This is a genomic window from Curtobacterium sp. L3-7, assembly GCF_048756585.1.
GTDB lineage: Bacteria > Actinomycetota > Actinomycetes > Actinomycetales > Microbacteriaceae > Curtobacterium.
Map to the genome: position 1 here is coordinate 1556968 of NZ_CP151474.1, position 15213 is coordinate 1572180.

At 71.2% G+C, this 15213-nt stretch carries 12 protein-coding genes and 1 tRNA gene; 8 read left to right on the forward strand and 5 right to left on the reverse strand.

Features of this window, described 5'->3' with window-relative positions:
- The first annotated feature begins 32 nt into the window (after positions 1-32).
- Both AAEP80_RS07630 and AAEP80_RS07635 read left to right on the forward strand, forming a co-directional pair.
- A complete protein-coding gene (locus AAEP80_RS07630) occupies positions 33-1493 on the forward strand; it encodes an NAD(P)/FAD-dependent oxidoreductase (protein WP_420366590.1) in 1461 nt (486 codons plus the stop codon).
- A gap of 74 nt (positions 1494-1567) precedes the next feature.
- Positions 1568-1641: transfer RNA gene (locus AAEP80_RS07635), tRNA-Leu, on the forward strand.
- 2 nt (positions 1642-1643) lie between these two features.
- Here AAEP80_RS07635 and AAEP80_RS07640 read toward each other — a convergent pair.
- Positions 1644-2747 carry a fatty acid desaturase family protein gene (locus AAEP80_RS07640; protein ID WP_420366591.1) on the reverse strand — a complete coding sequence of 368 codons (1104 nt, stop codon included), beginning with the start codon at positions 2745-2747 and terminating at the stop codon, positions 1644-1646.
- Positions 2748-2919: 172 nt separating this feature from the next.
- On the opposite strand from AAEP80_RS07640, the gene AAEP80_RS07645 reads away from it, so the two are divergent.
- Positions 2920-3201: a hypothetical protein gene (locus AAEP80_RS07645; RefSeq protein ID WP_420366592.1), complete on the forward strand. Its 282-nt coding sequence runs from the start codon at positions 2920-2922 to the stop codon at positions 3199-3201.
- A gap of 25 nt (positions 3202-3226) precedes the next feature.
- The gene (locus AAEP80_RS07650) at positions 3227-4549 is read left to right on the forward strand and encodes a threonine/serine exporter family protein (protein ID WP_281267122.1); all 1323 of its coding nucleotides are present in this window, start codon (positions 3227-3229) and stop codon (positions 4547-4549) included.
- A 57-nt stretch (positions 4550-4606) separates the two neighbouring features.
- On the opposite strand, the gene AAEP80_RS07655 is transcribed toward AAEP80_RS07650, so the two are convergent.
- Together AAEP80_RS07655 and AAEP80_RS07660 are read right to left on the reverse strand one after the other, a co-directional pair.
- Complete coding sequence (locus AAEP80_RS07655) at positions 4607-6277, reverse strand: class I adenylate-forming enzyme family protein (RefSeq protein WP_420366593.1); 1671 nt, start codon at positions 6275-6277, stop codon at positions 4607-4609.
- A gap of 178 nt (positions 6278-6455) precedes the next feature.
- Positions 6456-8837: an Ig-like domain-containing protein gene (locus AAEP80_RS07660; protein WP_420366594.1), complete on the reverse strand. Its 2382-nt coding sequence runs from the start codon at positions 8835-8837 to the stop codon at positions 6456-6458.
- Between the two features lie 229 nt (positions 8838-9066).
- On the opposite strand from AAEP80_RS07660, the gene AAEP80_RS07665 reads away from it, so the two are divergent.
- Complete coding sequence (locus AAEP80_RS07665; protein WP_281267125.1) at positions 9067-9648, forward strand: LemA family protein; 582 nt, start codon at positions 9067-9069, stop codon at positions 9646-9648.
- A gap of 22 nt (positions 9649-9670) precedes the next feature.
- Positions 9671-10573 (forward strand): M48 family metalloprotease, encoded by a 903-nt coding sequence (locus AAEP80_RS07670; RefSeq protein ID WP_420366595.1) that lies wholly within the window; start codon positions 9671-9673, stop codon positions 10571-10573.
- On the opposite strand, the gene AAEP80_RS07675 is transcribed toward AAEP80_RS07670, so the two are convergent.
- The gene (locus tag AAEP80_RS07675) at positions 10570-11835 is read right to left on the reverse strand and encodes a winged helix-turn-helix domain-containing protein (protein ID WP_420366596.1); all 1266 of its coding nucleotides are present in this window, start codon (positions 11833-11835) and stop codon (positions 10570-10572) included. The two genes, AAEP80_RS07670 and AAEP80_RS07675, sit on opposite strands and share 4 nt — an antisense overlap.
- A 93-nt stretch (positions 11836-11928) precedes the next feature.
- Here AAEP80_RS07675 and AAEP80_RS07680 point away from each other — a divergent pair, with 93 nt between their 5' ends.
- Both AAEP80_RS07680 and ilvA read left to right on the forward strand, forming a co-directional pair.
- The gene (locus AAEP80_RS07680) at positions 11929-13188 is read left to right on the forward strand and encodes an AI-2E family transporter (RefSeq protein ID WP_413602601.1); all 1260 of its coding nucleotides are present in this window, start codon (positions 11929-11931) and stop codon (positions 13186-13188) included.
- Positions 13189-13234: 46 nt separating this feature from the next.
- Positions 13235-14482, forward strand: coding sequence for a threonine ammonia-lyase (gene ilvA / locus AAEP80_RS07685; protein WP_420366597.1), 1248 nt, complete (start codon positions 13235-13237; stop codon positions 14480-14482).
- 173 nt (positions 14483-14655) lie between these two features.
- Here the strand turns inward: ilvA and greA are convergent, their stop codons facing one another.
- Positions 14656-15144 (reverse strand): transcription elongation factor GreA, encoded by a 489-nt coding sequence (gene greA / locus AAEP80_RS07690; protein ID WP_281267130.1) that lies wholly within the window; start codon positions 15142-15144, stop codon positions 14656-14658.
- Positions 15145-15213 lie beyond the last annotated feature (69 nt).

Genomic DNA, 15213 nt, shown 5'->3' on the forward strand with positions numbered 1-15213 from the left:
CAACCACCCCCACTCCAAGGAGATCATCCCCCGTGCCCAAGATCCTCGTCGTCGGCGGCGGTTACGCCGGCTTCTACACCGCATGGAAGCTCGAGAAGCACCTTCGCCAGGGCGAAGCCGAGGTCGTCATGGTGGACCCGCTGCCGTACATGACGTACCAGCCGTTCCTCCCGGAGGTCGCCGCCGGCTCCATCGAGCCGCGTCACGCCGTCGTCTCGCACCGTCGTCACCTCAAGAAGACCCGTGTCGTCACGGCCAAGGTCACCAAGGTGGACCACGCCTCGAAGACCGCGACGATCACGCCGGCGATCGGCGAGCCGTGGGAAGAGTCCTACGACCAGATCGTCATGACCGCCGGTGCCGTCTCCCGCACCTTCCCGATCCCGGGCGTCGCTGACGAGGCCATCGGCCTGAAGACCATCGAGGAAGCCGCGGCCATCCGCGACAAGATCCTCACGAACTTCGCCAAGGCGTCGAACCTGCCGGCCGGTCCGGAGCGCGACCGCCTGCTCACGGTCGTCGTCGTCGGCGGTGGCTTCGCCGGCATCGAGGTGTTCGCAGAGCTCCGCTCGTTCGTCACCGACCTGCTGAAGAGCTACCCGCAGCTGTCCTTCGACGACACGCACTTCCACCTGGTGGAGGCGATGGGGCGCATCATGCCCGAGGTCTCCCTCGAGACCTCGCACTGGGTGCTCAAGAACCTCGCGGAGCGCGGCGCGAACGTGCACCTCGAGACGCAGCTCGCGTCGGCCGTCGGTGGCGTCTGCCAGCTCAAGGCCAAGGACGAGTCGATCGAGACCATCGAGTCCGACCTCATCATCTGGACCGCCGGCGTCATGGCGAACCCGATGGTCAAGGGCACCGACTTCCCGCTCGAGCCCCGCGGCCGCATCACCGTGCAGCCCGACCTCCGCGTCGTGAACGAGGACGAGGTCATCGCAGACGCGTGGGCCTGTGGCGACGTCGCAGCCGTCCCGGACCTCACGGGTGCCGGCGTCGGCGGCATGTGCGTCCCGAACGCGCAGCACGCCGTCCGTCAGGCCAAGCAGCTCGCGAAGAACCTGGTCGCGGTGCTCCGCGGCGAGGCGACCGTGGACTACAAGCACGACAACCTCGGCGCCGTCGCGGGCCTCGGTCTCGGCATCGGTGTCTTCCAGTCGGGCAAGTTCGCGATGAAGGGCTTCCTCGCTTGGGGCGCGCACCGTGGCTACCACGGCATGGCGATGCCGTCGTGGGAGCGCAAGTGGCGCGTCATCGGCGACTGGGTGGGCGGCTTCTTCCTGGGCCGTGACATCGCGTCGCTCGACGACCGCGAGACCCCGCGCGCCGCGTTCGAGGCATGGGCGTCGCGCCCGAAGCCTGCCGCTGCCGAGGAGCCGAAGGCGGTCGCTCCGTCGCCGGCAGAGGGCACGCCCGCCGGTGCCGCCGGCCCCGCGTACGGCAAGCCCGCCGAGGACGTCTCGAACGAGGCAGCCCCGGTCGACGCCAAGTAGCGATCACCCGCTCACGCCGAAGGGCGGTCACCCACACGGGGTGACCGCCCTTCGTCGGTAGGCTAGATCGCCGCGCCCCCGTGGCCCAACTGGCAGAGGCATGCGACTTAAAATCGCCGAGTTGTGGGTTCGAGTCCCACCGGGGGTACGTCAGTGCAGGCGGTACGCCGTCACCATCGGGCAGGTGAACGGGTCGCGTGCGGCGAGCCCGACGCGGTTGAGGTAGGCGACGACGATCGCGTACGACTTCCCGAGGCTGGCCTCGGTGTACGGGATGTCGTGCTTGGCGCAGTGCGCCTTCACCATCGGCTTGGCCTTGCGCAGGTTCGGGCGCGCCATGCTCGGGAAGAGGTGGTGCTCCGCCTGGTGGTTGAGCCCGCCGAAGAGGTGGTCGGCCCAGATCCCGCCGGTGATGTTGCGCGACGTGCGCACCTGGCGGGACAGGAAGTCGATGCGTGCGCCCTCGGCGATGATCGGCATCCCCTTGTGGTTCGGGGCGAACGAGCCGCCCATCATCACGCCGAAGACGGCGAGCTGCACGCCGAGGAAGGCGGCGGCGACGGGGAACGGCATGAGCGCGAAGACGGCCCAGAGGTAGATGCCGAAGCGGGCGACGAGGAGCGATCCTTCGATGACGCGGTCACGGCCGGTGCCCTTGATGTGCTGGCCGGTGACGAGTGCCTTGACGCCGAGGAAGTGCAGGTTCGCGCCCTCCATCGTCAGGAGCGGGAAGAACGCCCAGCCCTGCACCCGGGTGAGTGCACGGAGGAGACCCTTGCGCTCGGCTGCGTCCTCCTCGATGAAGGACACGGTGTCCTGCGCGATGTCGGGGTCCTTGCCGATGGTGTTCGGGTTGCCGTGGTGGCGGTTGTGCTTGTTCATCCACCACGTGTAGGACAGCCCGACGACGAACGTGCCGACCCAGCGGCCGGCGTGGTCGTTCCACTTGCGTGACGCGAACACCTGACGGTGCGCGGCTTCGTGGGCGAGGAACGCGAACTGGGTGAACAGCGCGCCGAGGATCCCGGCGGGGATGAGCACGAACCACGAACCATCGAGCAGTGCAACGGCGGTGAAGCACGCGGCGACCAGGGCGACGAGCACGCCGAACACGGCCCAGTAGAAGCCGACACGGCGTTCCAGGAGACCGGCGGCACGGACCTCCTCGAGGAGGTCCTTGTAGGTCGACGTCGCGGTTGCTGCTCCGGCGACGCGAGGAGTGGTGGGGCGGTACAGGGTCGATGAAGCGGGCATCAGGGGGCTGCTTCCATCAGGAACAGCCCTTCGGCCGAACTCAGAGTTCCCGCGAATGCGGTTGCATCGAAATCTAAGGGCTGAACCTGAGCACGCACCGTGGAGTGCGCGTAACGTCCAGCCGAGGTCGTCCCCCGTTTTGTGGCGATTCCGGGCACGGAGGTCCCCGACCGTGAAGCACATCATCTACGGCTTGGCGACGGTCCTCACGACGGACGACGCCGCGTACGCGGTGCTCGAGTACGCGGCTGCCCTCGCGCAGGCGGGTCTGGCCGACACGGTGCACGTCCCGACCGTCGACCGCTGGGGGATGGCCACCACGTCGGGCATCCTGCTGGCGCCCGCGATCGGTTTGCTCGTGCAGTCAGCGCCGGACGACGAGCTGCACCCGGAGACCGAGGGGTTCACGAACGAGATCCGGTGGCGGACGCGGGCGGTGCAGACCGCGCACTGACCCCGGTGACCGTTAGCATGCTCCGGTGGTGGGATTCGGCAGTGCGCTCGCGAACCTCCGTGGTGTCCTCCGGCAGCCGGAGTCGCACGTCGAGGTCGTCGACGGCGAGACCGTCCCGGTCGGCATGCTCCTCGGCACGCTCGGCACCCTGCTGCTCGACGCCGGCAGCTCCGTCACCGACGTCCGTTCCGCGCTCGAGAAGGCCCGGGACTCCGCCGGCATCGGCCCGGAGCTCGCGGTCGGGGTGCTCCCGGCACTCGTGATCGTCAGCGAGACCGCGACGGGATCGGCGACGATCGTGAACGCCGAGGGCGTCGAGCTGTCGTCCCGGCAGGCGGCGCGCGCGAACCGGCTGGTCCTCGGGCTCGAGAGCGGCTCGATCGCCCTCGCGGAGATCCCGGCGCGGGTCAGGGCGATCCGAGCGGGCACCCGTCCGCCGGCGCCGCTGCCGTGGATCGCGGGCAACGCCCTCACCGCCGCGGGACTGGCGGTCGTGTTCCGCTGCCCGTGGTGGGCGATCCTGGTCACGCTCGGCGTCGGTGCACTGGTCGGGGTCATCGGACTCCTGCTCCGTCGCTTCCGCGAGGCGGTCGCCATCATCCCGTTCCTCGCGGCGTTCATGTCGACGGCGGTGGTCGGACTCGTCGTCGCCCAGACCGGCTTCGGGCACGTCCCGCTCTTCGCCGTGTGCGCCCCCGTCGCGGTGTTCGTCCCCGGGGCGCTCATCACGAACGCCCTGCTCGAACTCACAGCGGCGGACATCGTCACCGGGGCCTCGCGGCTCGTGCAGGGCGTGATCATGCTCGGCTTCATGGCCGCCGGGATCGCCGCCGGGAGCGCCCTCACCGGGCTGCACGTCGACCCGTCGTCCGCGGCCCTCGTCGGCGAGGTCGCCGGGGTCGGGACCGACCGCGGCGGCTGGGAAGCGGTGCCGTCCTACTGGGTGTCGTGGGTCGCGGTGGTCGTGCTGGCGCTCGGTCTCGGCCTGGTCTTCGGCTCCGGCTGGCGTCTCACGCTCGTGTCCGTCGCGGTCATGGTGACCGCGTACGCCGTGCTGAGTGGTACGAGCCCGCTGTGGGGCAGCGTCGTCGCGACCGGCGTGACCGCCGCCCTGCTGTTCGTCGCCACGCGCCTGCTCGAACGGCTCGTCCCGGTGATCCCGGCGACAGTGTCGTTCTTCCCCGCGTTCCTGTTGCTCGTCCCGGGCACGGTCGGGCTCGTCGCGGTGTCGACCCTCGACCCGGTGGCGCTCGCCACCCCGCTCGCGACGTTCGCGAGCCTGTGCATCGGCACGAAGATCGGCGGGCTGCTCCCCGGCTTGTTCGCCCGCACCGCCCCGGCGCACTGAGCGCGACCAGGGCCGGACGGGAGGCTCGTGGCGGGCCCGCCGCGTGCCTCCCGTCCGCTACGGGGCCAGCAGCAGCCCTGCTGCGTCGTCCTCGGCGGCCGTCGCCTTGGCGAGGTAGTGCACCTTCTTGCCCGTCGCGTTGTACGGCAGCTCGGTGACGAACCGGTACTTCCGCGGGCGCTTGTACCGAGCGAGGCCCGGGTGCGACCCCGTCCACTGCTCGAGCTCGGCGGCCGCGTCGGCATCCTCCGACGGCAGCCCGCGCTCGGCACGGATGACGTACGCCGTCACGACCTCGCCCCAGCGCTCGTCGGGCACCCCGGTCACGATCGAGTCCGCGACGCCTGGGTGCTCCTGCAGGACCGCCTCCACCTGCACGGGGTGCACGTTCTCGCCGCCGGAGATGATCATGTCGTCCTTGCGCCCGACGATCGTCACCCGCTCGTGCTCGTCCCACGTCGCGAGGTCGCCCGGGTAGAACCAGCCGTTCGCGAACTTCTCCGCCTCGAGGCCGGGGTTCCGGTACGAGTACCCGGACTTCACGGTGCGGACCGCGAACTCGCCGATCTCGGTGCCGTCCTTCGCCACGGTGTCGCTCGGCGCCGCGAGCTCGTCGGCGTACACCCGGACGACCGCGACGTCGTCGTCGGTGGATGCCCTGCCCGTGGAGCCGGCACCGTCGGGGAAGTCCTCGGGGCGCAGGAACGTGTTCCAGAACGTCTCCGTCGTGCCGTAGCCGTTGAAGATCCGCGGGGAGAGCAGCTCCTGGTACCGCAGGGCAGCTGCCCGGTCGAGCGGCGCCCCCATCGTCACGATGCCGTGCAGGGAGGACAGGTCGCGCGGTCGCTTCTCCTGCGCGTTCGCGAGCTGGACGAGGTTCGGCGGGGCCCCGATGAGGAACGTCAGCCGTTCCGACTCGACGAGGTCGAGCACGCGGTCGGCGTCGAAGTGCCGGAGCGTGGTGAGCTCGGCCCCGACGTAGAACACCGGGTTCGGACCGCCGGAGTACAGCCCGCCGCGGTGGAACAGCGGCGACATGTTCAGCGTCTTGTCGAAGGGGCTCAGCGGGAAGTGCATGACCACGTCGTGCGCGCTGAGCACCTCGACGAGGCTCGGCAGCGGGACGGGCTTCGGTCGGCCCGTCGTCCCGGAGGTGTACAGCCGCGTCGTCTCGTCGTAGGTGCTCCGCGGCTCGGTCGGCGTGAGTTCGTCCGCCGTCACCGGGTCGGCCGCGAGCAGGTCGGCGAAGGGGACGTCCTGCCGGAGCGCGTCGCCGACGACCACGACGTGCGCCGGGTCGTGCGAGGCGCTCGCCAGCGCGGCCGTGATGTCCGTGGTCCGGTCGGCGTCGTACACGAGCACGACCGGGGCCGAGTCGTCGACGATGAACGCGACCTCGTCGGCCGCGAGCCGGAAGTTCGTCGGCGAGAACACCGCGCCGATGCGGTGGCACGCCAGGTAGAGCATCGCGAACTCGGGGGAGTTGAAGAGCTCCACCATGACGACCGAGCCCTTGCCGGCGCCGTGCCGGAGGAGCCATCCGCCGATCCGGTCGACCGCGTCGCCGAGTTCCGCGTACGTCCACGACCGGTCCGTGTCCGGGTCTCGGAGCGCTGGCCGTCCGGCGAAGCGGTGCGTGTTCCGCGCGAAGCCGTTGGCGTAGGTGTAGCTGCCCTCGAAGACCTCGCGGAACCGGGTCGGGTCGTAGTCGGATCGGGTCTTCGTCATCGTCGCTCCCATGCGCTCGTCGGTGCTCCGACGCACCGTTCGCCAGCGTAATCGGCGCGGGCAGTGCCGGGCGCGCGGCGCGCGAGACGGTCGAGTGCGCAGTGTCTGCGGGTCGGCGGGTCGGCGGGTCGGCGGGTCGGCCGCGGTCTCCGGCGCCGGACTGGAGGCTCGGTGCGGGTCAGCCGCGGACGTCCGGTTCCAGGACCCGGACCCACAACCAGGTGGCGGCCGCCACCGCGGCGCACCCGCAGGCGACGACACCCATGGCGACGGGGGAGACGTGGGTCCCGGCGGAGCCGGAGTAGACGGCGGCGGCCAGCGCGACGCCGACCGCGGCGATCGACGCGTACCGTCCCCTGGAGTGCGCCCAGAGCGCGCTCCCGGCGGAGCCGGCGACCGGCAGCAGCGTCACGACGAGCGACCCGAGACCGCCCACGCAGAGGGTGATCGCGAACTCGGACACGAGCGACGTCCAGAAGCCGGTTCCCGGGGTGAGGCTGTGCAGCAGCCACCCGGCCGCGGCGAGGACGAGCAGCGCGATCGAACGCCACGTCGCGCTCCTGGCGCAGGCCGCGATCCCGGTGCCGAGGCGCATCGCGGCCGTGTCGACGTCGAGGCGTCCGGCCGGGACCAGGAGGACGCCGATGACGATCGCCGGGGAGAGGTCCGCGACACGGGTGATGCCGCACGCCACGAGGGCGGCGAGCACGAGCCACGGCGAGATGCGGTACCCGACCGTGTGCCGGTCGGCGCCGGCGGCCCAGCGGGTCGCCAGCACCACCGCGGCCGCGAGGACGGCCGCACCGAGCAGGACCGCGATCGCGAGGCGGACGTACCGCGCCTCGAGCTCGACACCGACCCCGAGCAGGGTCAGCACGGCTGCGAGTGGGACCGCCACGGCGACGGACGCCCAGGTCGGGAGCGCCTCGTCACCACGGGTGCGCTCCGCGCGGGGCCGGTTGCGCCCGGTGAACGAAGCGAGCCGGACGGGCAGGCGACCGCGGAGCGTGCGGGCGACGAGTCGCGCGGGCCCGGCGACGAGGAGCAGGAACCCGGCTGCGACCGACGCGGCGACGAGGAGCGTTCGCCACGAGAAGGACGACTGGATGGTGGGGACGGTCTGGTCGAACGTCGTCGCGATCGACCAGTCGCCGGCGGGGCCGGACCAGTCGTGCCCACCGGTGCCAGGGCCCGCGCTGCCGCCGCCGGTCCCGGCTCCGCCGGTCCCCGTCCCGCCGCCGGCGCCGCTGCCCGGGGTGTGCCCGGAGGTCCCGCCCGAGCCGTCGGCCGAGCCCGGTCCTGCCGTCCCGGTCGGGGTGCCACCGGCTCCGGTGGACCCGCTCGGGGCGCTGCTGGCCGGTGCACTCGAACCGGGGGTGCTGGTGGAGCCCGCCCGGACCGTGACGTCCACGGCCGAGGACGACCGCGAGTGGTTCCCCGCCGCGTCGTGCTGCAGCGCGGTGACCTGGTGGCGGCCCGCCGTGAGGGTCGTGCCCTCGGCCGAGCACGCCCAGGAACCGTCCGAGCCGACCGTGGCGCCGCACACCGCGACGCGGTCGACGTAGGCGGTCAGGGTTGCGCCGGGCTCACCCGTGCCGCGGATCGTCAGCGGCTGGGTGCCGATCCGTGCTCCGGTCCGCGGGTCCGTGACACGCGGGGCGTCCGGCGGGGTGCGGTCGATCGTGACCGACACCGGCTGCGATGCGGCGCTGCGGAGGTCGGACCGGAAGCCGTTCGCGGTGCTCGCCGTCTGGGTGGCCGTCATGGTGACGGTGCCGTTCGGGCGCGGCGATGCACCCGTCGCCCAGGAGACGATCCAGCGGCCGTCCGGTCCGACGACCGCGGTGCGGACGGCGGCGCCTCCGTTCGTCGTGGTGGCGGAGAGTGACACCGTGACGGTCATGCCCGCGTCCCCGGTGCCGGAGACGGAGCCAGCGGTCGGTGCCCGCGTGGTGATGGTCGGCGGGACGACGACGTCGGACGCAGGAGCGTCGGCGGTGCGGCGGGAGGGGTCGGTGGTGTCCTGCACGGTGAACACCTGCTGCGGACCGGTCTGGACGGTGCCGTAGCAGGACCACGCGCCACGGGGGTCTGCCGTCGCGGTGCACACCGAACGGGTGGAGACGGAGGGGTCCATCACACGGACGGCGTGTCCGGGCGTCGCCGTGCCGTGGAACCGGCCGGTCGCGCTCGTGACGTCGCCGGGGTCGGCGATCGTGGGGTCGACCGGGGGACGGTCGGTCGGGGGAGCGGTCGGGGACGGGGAACCCGTCGGGGCGGACGACGGCGGGGCCGGCCGGGTGTCGGACTGCGTGGGGGCGGCCGGTGCCGTCGGCGCCGCGGTGCTCGTCGCTTCCGCGGGCGCGATGGTGGTCGCTGCCGGCCGCGACGTGGTGGTCGCTGCTGCTGCCACCGGGGCGGCCGCGAGGGCGAGCAGGCCTGCGGCGAGCGTCGCGGTCAGGGCTGCCAGCACCGTGCCACGGGCGGCCTTCCGGGGTCGACGAGCAGGGCCGTCGCCCCCGACTGCCCTGGTGTCCACGTGGTCCCCGCGCGTGTTCATGCCCCTCCATCCCACGTCACGGCGACGCATCGGTCAATACACCTCGCGGATGATGTCCCCGATCCGACCTGGTCCCGAACGTGGGGTGTGCGTGCCTGGGGAATCAACCGTGAACCCCGGGGCGCGCTCGGAACCGTCACTGAGCGTCGTTAGAATCAACGATGGTCGTCCGGTGTGCACCATCGGCCGCCGCACGCGAGCATCCCGACGCGACAAGGAGCACTCCCGCATGGACACCGGACTCATCACGACACTGATCGTCATCGGCGTGGTGGTCGTGGTCCTCGTGGTCGTCGGGATCTACCTCTGGGTCACGTACAACTCGCTCGTCACGCTGAAGGTCCGCGTCGACGAGGCGTGGAGCGACATCTCCGTGCAGCTGAAGCGCCGTGCGGACCTCATCCCGACCATCGTCGACACGGTGAAGGGGTACGCCACGCACGAGAAGTCCGTCTTCGACGACGTGACGAAGGCCCGCTCCGAGACGTTGAGCGCCGGCGACGCGACAGCGGCATCCGCAGCCGAAGGGCACATGCAGAAGGCCCTGAAGAGCGTGTTCGCCGTCGCCGAGGGGTACCCCCAGCTCCAGTCGAGCCAGAACTTCCTGCAGCTGCAGACCGAACTCGTCGACACCGAGGACAAGATCCAGTCGGCCAGGCGGTTCTACAACGGCGGCGTCCGCGAGCTGAACACCAAGATCAAGGTGTTCCCGAACTCGTCCTTCGCGAAGAGCCGCGGCTTCGACGAGGCATCGTTCTTCGAGACGGCCGAGCCGGCGGCCATCGCCGAGCCGCCGCGCGTCCAGTTCTGACGAACCGGCACGGCCCCCGCGGATGTACAGCGCCATCGCGCGCAACAAGCGCAACACCGTCGTCATCGTCTTCGTCTTCCTGCTGATCATCGGCGCCCTCGGGTTCCTCGGCGGGTACCTCGCGGGCAACGTCTCGATCGGTGTGATCGTGCTCGTCGTCGCCGTCGGGTACGCCGTGCTGCAGTACTTCACCGCTTCGCGCCAGGCGACCGCCATCGCCGGCGGCATCGAGATCGACCGGAACACCGAACCCCGGCTCTGGCGCACGGTCGAGAACCTCGCGATCGCCACCGGGATGCCGATGCCCCGGGTGTACGTCATCCGCGACCCGTCCCCGAACGCCTTCGCCACGGGCCGTGACCCGGAGCACGCCGTCGTCGCCGCCACCACCGGGCTGCTCGAGATCATGGACGACCAGGAGCTGCAGGGCGTGATGGCGCACGAGCTCGGACACGTCAGGAACTACGACATCCGGGTGTCGACGATGGTCTTCGGGCTGGTCGTCGCGGTCGGCCTCATCGCGGACGTCCTGCTGCGCATCTCGATCTTCAGCGGGCTGGCCGGCGGGCGGAACCGGAACAGCGACAACGGCGGCGGTGCGAACCCGATCCTGATGATCGCCGGGATCGTCGCCGTGCTCGTCGCCCCGATCGCGGCGATGGGCGTGCAGGCGGCGGTCTCCCGGCAGCGCGAGTACCTCGCCGACGCGACCGGTGCGCTCACCACCCGGCACCCGGAGGGCCTCGCGCGGGCGCTCGAGAAGCTCGGGGCCCACGGTCGCCCGATGCAGACGCAGAACTCCTCCATGGCGCACCTGTGGATCGCGGACCCGATGCGGCCCGGACTCATGGACCGGTTGTTCTCGACACACCCGCCGCTGCCGGACCGGATCGCGCGGCTCCGCGCGAACCAGGACCGCTTCTAGACGGTCGCGTCGGCCGCGGCGGGCTCGGGGGCGTCCGCGTCGTCGGCCGCCACGTGCGGGACGAGCGGCACGCCGAGCGCCCCCGCCAGTGCACGGGCGGCCGTCCCGCGATCGGTGACCTCGATGCCGTCGAGCCCCTGCCACGCCGCTGCCCGGCGCAGGGTGTCTGCCAGGCGTTCCGCATCGAGCACGGCGCCGTCTTCCTGCCAGGCCGTCCGCACGCGGAGGACCCCGCGCTGCCGGTCGCTCTTCAGGTCGACCCGGCCGACGAGCGTGTCGTCCTGCAGCACCGGGAGCACGTAGTACCCGAACACCCGCTTCGGCGCCGGCGTGTAGATCTCGATCCGGTAGTGGAACCCGTACATCCGCTCGGCACGTCGCCGGAACCACACCACGGGGTCGAACGGGCTCAGCACCGCACTGGTCGTCATCGTGCGCGGGACCCGGGCGTCGGCGTGCATCCACGCCTGCGCCCGCCAGCCCTCGACCCGCACGGGCAGCAGTTCCCCGGCGTCCTGCAGCTCGGCGATGGCCGCCGCGGTGTCGTCCGAGCGCAACCGGTAGTAGTCGGCGATGTCCGCACGCGTGCCGACACCGAGCGCGCGTGATGCCCGGCCGACGAGCTCGCGGATCGCGTCCGCGCGAGCAGGCGCCGTCTCGAGGAACCCGGCCGGCAGCACCTGCGACGGCAGCGCGTACACCCGCTCGAAGCCCGATCGACCCGCGCTCACCACGTCGCCCCAGCGGAACATCAGCTCGAGCCCGAGCTTGACGTCGCTCCACCCCCACCACGGCCCACGGCGCACGTTCGACTCGTGCTCGACGGCACTCGCGGGCATCGGCCCCTCGGCACGGAGCATCGCGTGCAGCTCGCGACGCACGGACTCGGTCCTGGTGACGTGTTCGACGCGGACCGGGGCGGCGTCCCGCTCGCGCATCGCGTCCATCTTCCAGCGGAACAGCCGGAGGTCGTCCCGGGGGATGAACGCGGCTTCGTGCGCCCAGTACTCCAGGTACGGGCCGCGCTTCGCGAACGTCAGTCGATCGAGCGCGGTGCGGTCGTAGGGGCCGAGCCGGGCGAACAGCGGCAGGTAGTGGCTCCGCTCGAAGACGTTGACCGAGTCGATCTGCAGCAGGCCGAGGCGGTTGATCCCCGCGCTCAGCGACCTGGTGACGACGGTGTCCGCCGGCGGCCGCCCGAAGCCCTGCGCAGCGAGTACGACGCGCCGGGACTCGGCAGCGGAGAGCGTGGTCCTGACCATGTCATCGACCCTAGTGAGCGCCACCGACGCCCACCTGCCGACGTATATGCCGCATCTGGAACCTGTCAGGCGACACACGGATACACTCGCGGCATGGCATGGGCACGCAAGCAGACTCATCCCGACCCCGTGGTCGAGGATTCGGTACCGGTGGGCATGCGCATCGCCGGGGCGTGGTCCTGGCGAGTGCTCGTCGTGGTCGGGGTCATCGCGCTCTTCATCTGGCTGATGACGATCTTCAGCGAGATCCTCATCCCGTTCCTCATCGGCATCGTGATCTCCGCGCTGCTGGTCCCGTTCTCGAACTGGTTGCAGCGCCACCACGTCCCGAAGTGGATCGCCGTCATCGTCAGCCTGCTAGCCGGCATCGCCGCGCTCGGTGGCCTGATCTGGCTCGTCGTGGACCAGGTGATCGCGTCCTACCCGTCGCTCCGGGACCGGACGCTCTCGCAGTACGCGAACATCCGCGACTTCGTGCTCAACTCCGGCCTCGGCATCACCCAGAAGGACGTCAACGGCTGGCTCGACGACGCCACGAAGTGGTTGCAGGACAACTCCGGGTCGATCCTCTCCGGCGTCGCGAGCGCCGGGTCGAGTGCGACCCACGTGTTCGAGGCCCTGTTCATCATCCTGTTCACGACGATCTTCCTGCTCATCGACGGCAAGAACGTCTGGCGCTGGACCGTGCGGCTCTTCCCGAAGAAGGCGCGCGCAGCGGTCGACGGTGCCGGGGTGGCCGGCTGGATCACCCTGACGAGCTTCATCCGCGTGCAGATCTTCGTCGCGTTCGTCGACGCCGTCGGCATCGGCCTCGGTGCCTGGATCGTCGGGCTGTTCTTCGGAGGCATGCCCCTCGTCATCCCGATCGCCGCGTTCGTGTTCCTCGGGGCGTTCATCCCCGTTGTCGGTGCGATCGTCACCGGGTTCCTGGCGGTCTTCGTCGCGCTGATCTTCAACGGACCGATCGCCGCGGTCCTCGTGCTCGCGGTCGTCCTGCTCGTGCAGCAGATCGAGGGGCACATCCTCCAGCCGTTGGTGATGGGCAACGCGGTGAAGGTGCACCCCCTGGCGGTCGTCCTCGGTGTCACCGCGGCCTCCGGTCTCGCTGGTATCGCCGGCGCGTTCTTCGCGGTCCCCCTGATCGCGACCGTGAACGCGATGGTCACCACCATCGCGAGCGGCCGGTGGCGTCGACTCGACTCGGACCACGTGCTCGAGGCCACGCCCAAGCGTGGGCAGCACGGCAAGATCCAGCTCCTCCGCCGTCGCCGGCACACCACGCTGGACGACGTCCCGGCGCCCGGCAGCGACAAGGAGCCCACGGCCGCTGACGGCACCGCCAGCACCAACTGACGTCATCGGTTCGCGGGCGGGGCCCCGCACCGGCGATGATGGGGGAGTGACCGACACCAGCGCTCCTCCACAGGCCCCCACGCTCGCCGACATCGAGGCTGCGCGGGAGACCATCGCGGGCGTGGCGCGCGTGACCCCGATGGAGACGTCGCAGTTCCTCGCGGAGCTCCTCGGGTCGCCCGTGCACCTGAAGTGCGAGAACCTGCAGCGCACCGGTGCGTACAAGGTGCGCGGGGCGTACAACCGCCTCTCAGCGCTGACACCAGAGCAGCGCGCGAAGGGCGTCGTCGCCGCCAGCGCCGGCAACCACGCCCAGGGCGTCGCCCTCGCCGCCCGTGAGCTCGGGATCCCGGCGACGATCTTCACGCCGGTCGGCGTCGCCCTGCCGAAGCTGCAGGCGACCCGGCACTACGGGGCCGAGGTCGTCCTCCGCGGCCACTCCGTGGAAGAAGCACTGTCGGCCGCCAAGGACTTCGGCGCCCGCACGGGTGCCGTGTTCATCCCGCCGTTCGACCACCCCGACGTCATCGCCGGGCAGGGCACCCTCGGGCTCGAGATCGTCGACCAGGTCCCAGACGTCGACACGGTCGTGGTCCCGATCGGCGGCGGCGGCGTCATCGCCGGCATCGCCATCGCGGTGAAGGGACTCGCCGGGCGTCTCGGCCGCACGATCCGCGTGATCGGCGTGCAGGCGGCCAACGCCGCGTCCTACCCGGACTCGCTCGACGCCGGGGAGCCGGTGACCATCCAGACCACGCCGACGATCGCGGACGGCATCGCCGTCGCCCGACCCGGCGAGCTCAACTTCCCGATCATCCGCGACCTCGTCGACGAGATCGTCACGGTCTCCGACGACGACGTCGCCCGGGCGCTGCTCGTGCTCCTCGAGCGCGCGAAGCTGGTCGTCGAGGCCGCAGGCGCGGTCGGCGTGGCAGCGATCATGGCCGGCGCCGTCAAGGACACCGGTCGGACCGTCGTGCTCCTGAGCGGCGGGAACATCGACCCGCTCATGATGGAACGCGTGATCACCCGTGGTCTCGTCGCCGCATCGCGCTACATCGGCATCCGGATCATGCTGCCGGACCGCCCGGGGCAGCTCGCACGGGTCTCCCAGGTCATCTCCGACGCCGGCGCGAACGTCGTCGAGGTCCTGCACACCCGGCACGGGCAGGGGCTCGTCATCAACGAGGTCGCCCTCGACCTGTCGATCGAGGCCCGCGGCCCCGAGCACGCCGAAGAGGTCATCCAGCGGCTCCACGAGGCGGGCTTCCGCCCGGAGCAGCTGCTGCACTGAGGCGGGACAGCGTCCACCGGGGCCCGGAGCAGCTGCTGCACTGAGGCGGGACAGCGTCCACCGGGGCCCGGAGCAGCTGCTGCACTGAGCCTCCCGTCTGGCGCGGATCGCGCCCCGCAACGAACAACGCGCCCCGTCAGGACGGGGCGCGTCGTTCGTGAGAGGGCGCGAGCCTACGGCTCGTAGCGCTCGACCTTCGTCACCTCCACGGCGATGTCCTTGCCGTTCGGCGCGGTGTACGTCGTGGCGTCGCCGGCGCGGAGGCCGACGATCGCGGCGCCGACCGGGCTGACCGGGCTGTAGACCGTCAGGTCGGAGCCCTCTGCCACGATCTCGCGGCTGCCGACGAGGAACGTCGAGGAGTCGCCCGCGATGGTCGCCGTCACGACGGTGCCCGGCTCGACGGTGCCGTCGAACTCGGCTTCGCGGACGGTCGCCGTCTTCAGCAGGTTCGTGAGCACGCGGATGCGGGCCTCGATCTTGCCCTGCTCGTCCTTCGCCGCGTGGTAGCCGCCGTTCTCCTTGAGGTCGCCCTCTTCGCGCGCGGCCTCGATGCGGCGGGCGATCTCGGCACGGCCTTCGCCGCTCAGCTCCTCGAGCTCCGCCTGGAGGCGGTCGAACGCCTCCTGCGTCAGCCAGGTGGCCTGCGTGTCGTTGCTCATGAAAGTCAATCCCTTCGGCCATGAAAGAACGAGACCGACCGGAGCGGTCGATCTCGTCAGGCGAATCAG

Coding starts and splice junctions, on each gene's coding strand:
- AAEP80_RS07675 (WP_420366596.1), bottom strand. CDS start 11,835: ATGGTCAGGACCACGCTCTCCGCTGCCGAGTCCCGGCGCGTCGTACTC.
- AAEP80_RS07660 (WP_420366594.1), bottom strand. CDS start 8,837: ATGAACACGCGCGGGGACCACGTGGACACCAGGGCAGTCGGGGGCGAC.
- greA (WP_281267130.1), bottom strand. CDS start 15,144: ATGAGCAACGACACGCAGGCCACCTGGCTGACGCAGGAGGCGTTCGAC.
- AAEP80_RS07680 (WP_413602601.1), top strand. CDS start 11,929: ATGGCATGGGCACGCAAGCAGACTCATCCCGACCCCGTGGTCGAGGAT.
- AAEP80_RS07640 (WP_420366591.1), bottom strand. CDS start 2,747: ATGCCCGCTTCATCGACCCTGTACCGCCCCACCACTCCTCGCGTCGCC.
- AAEP80_RS07670 (WP_420366595.1), top strand. CDS start 9,671: ATGTACAGCGCCATCGCGCGCAACAAGCGCAACACCGTCGTCATCGTC.
- AAEP80_RS07655 (WP_420366593.1), bottom strand. CDS start 6,277: ATGACGAAGACCCGATCCGACTACGACCCGACCCGGTTCCGCGAGGTC.
- AAEP80_RS07665 (WP_281267125.1), top strand. CDS start 9,067: ATGGACACCGGACTCATCACGACACTGATCGTCATCGGCGTGGTGGTC.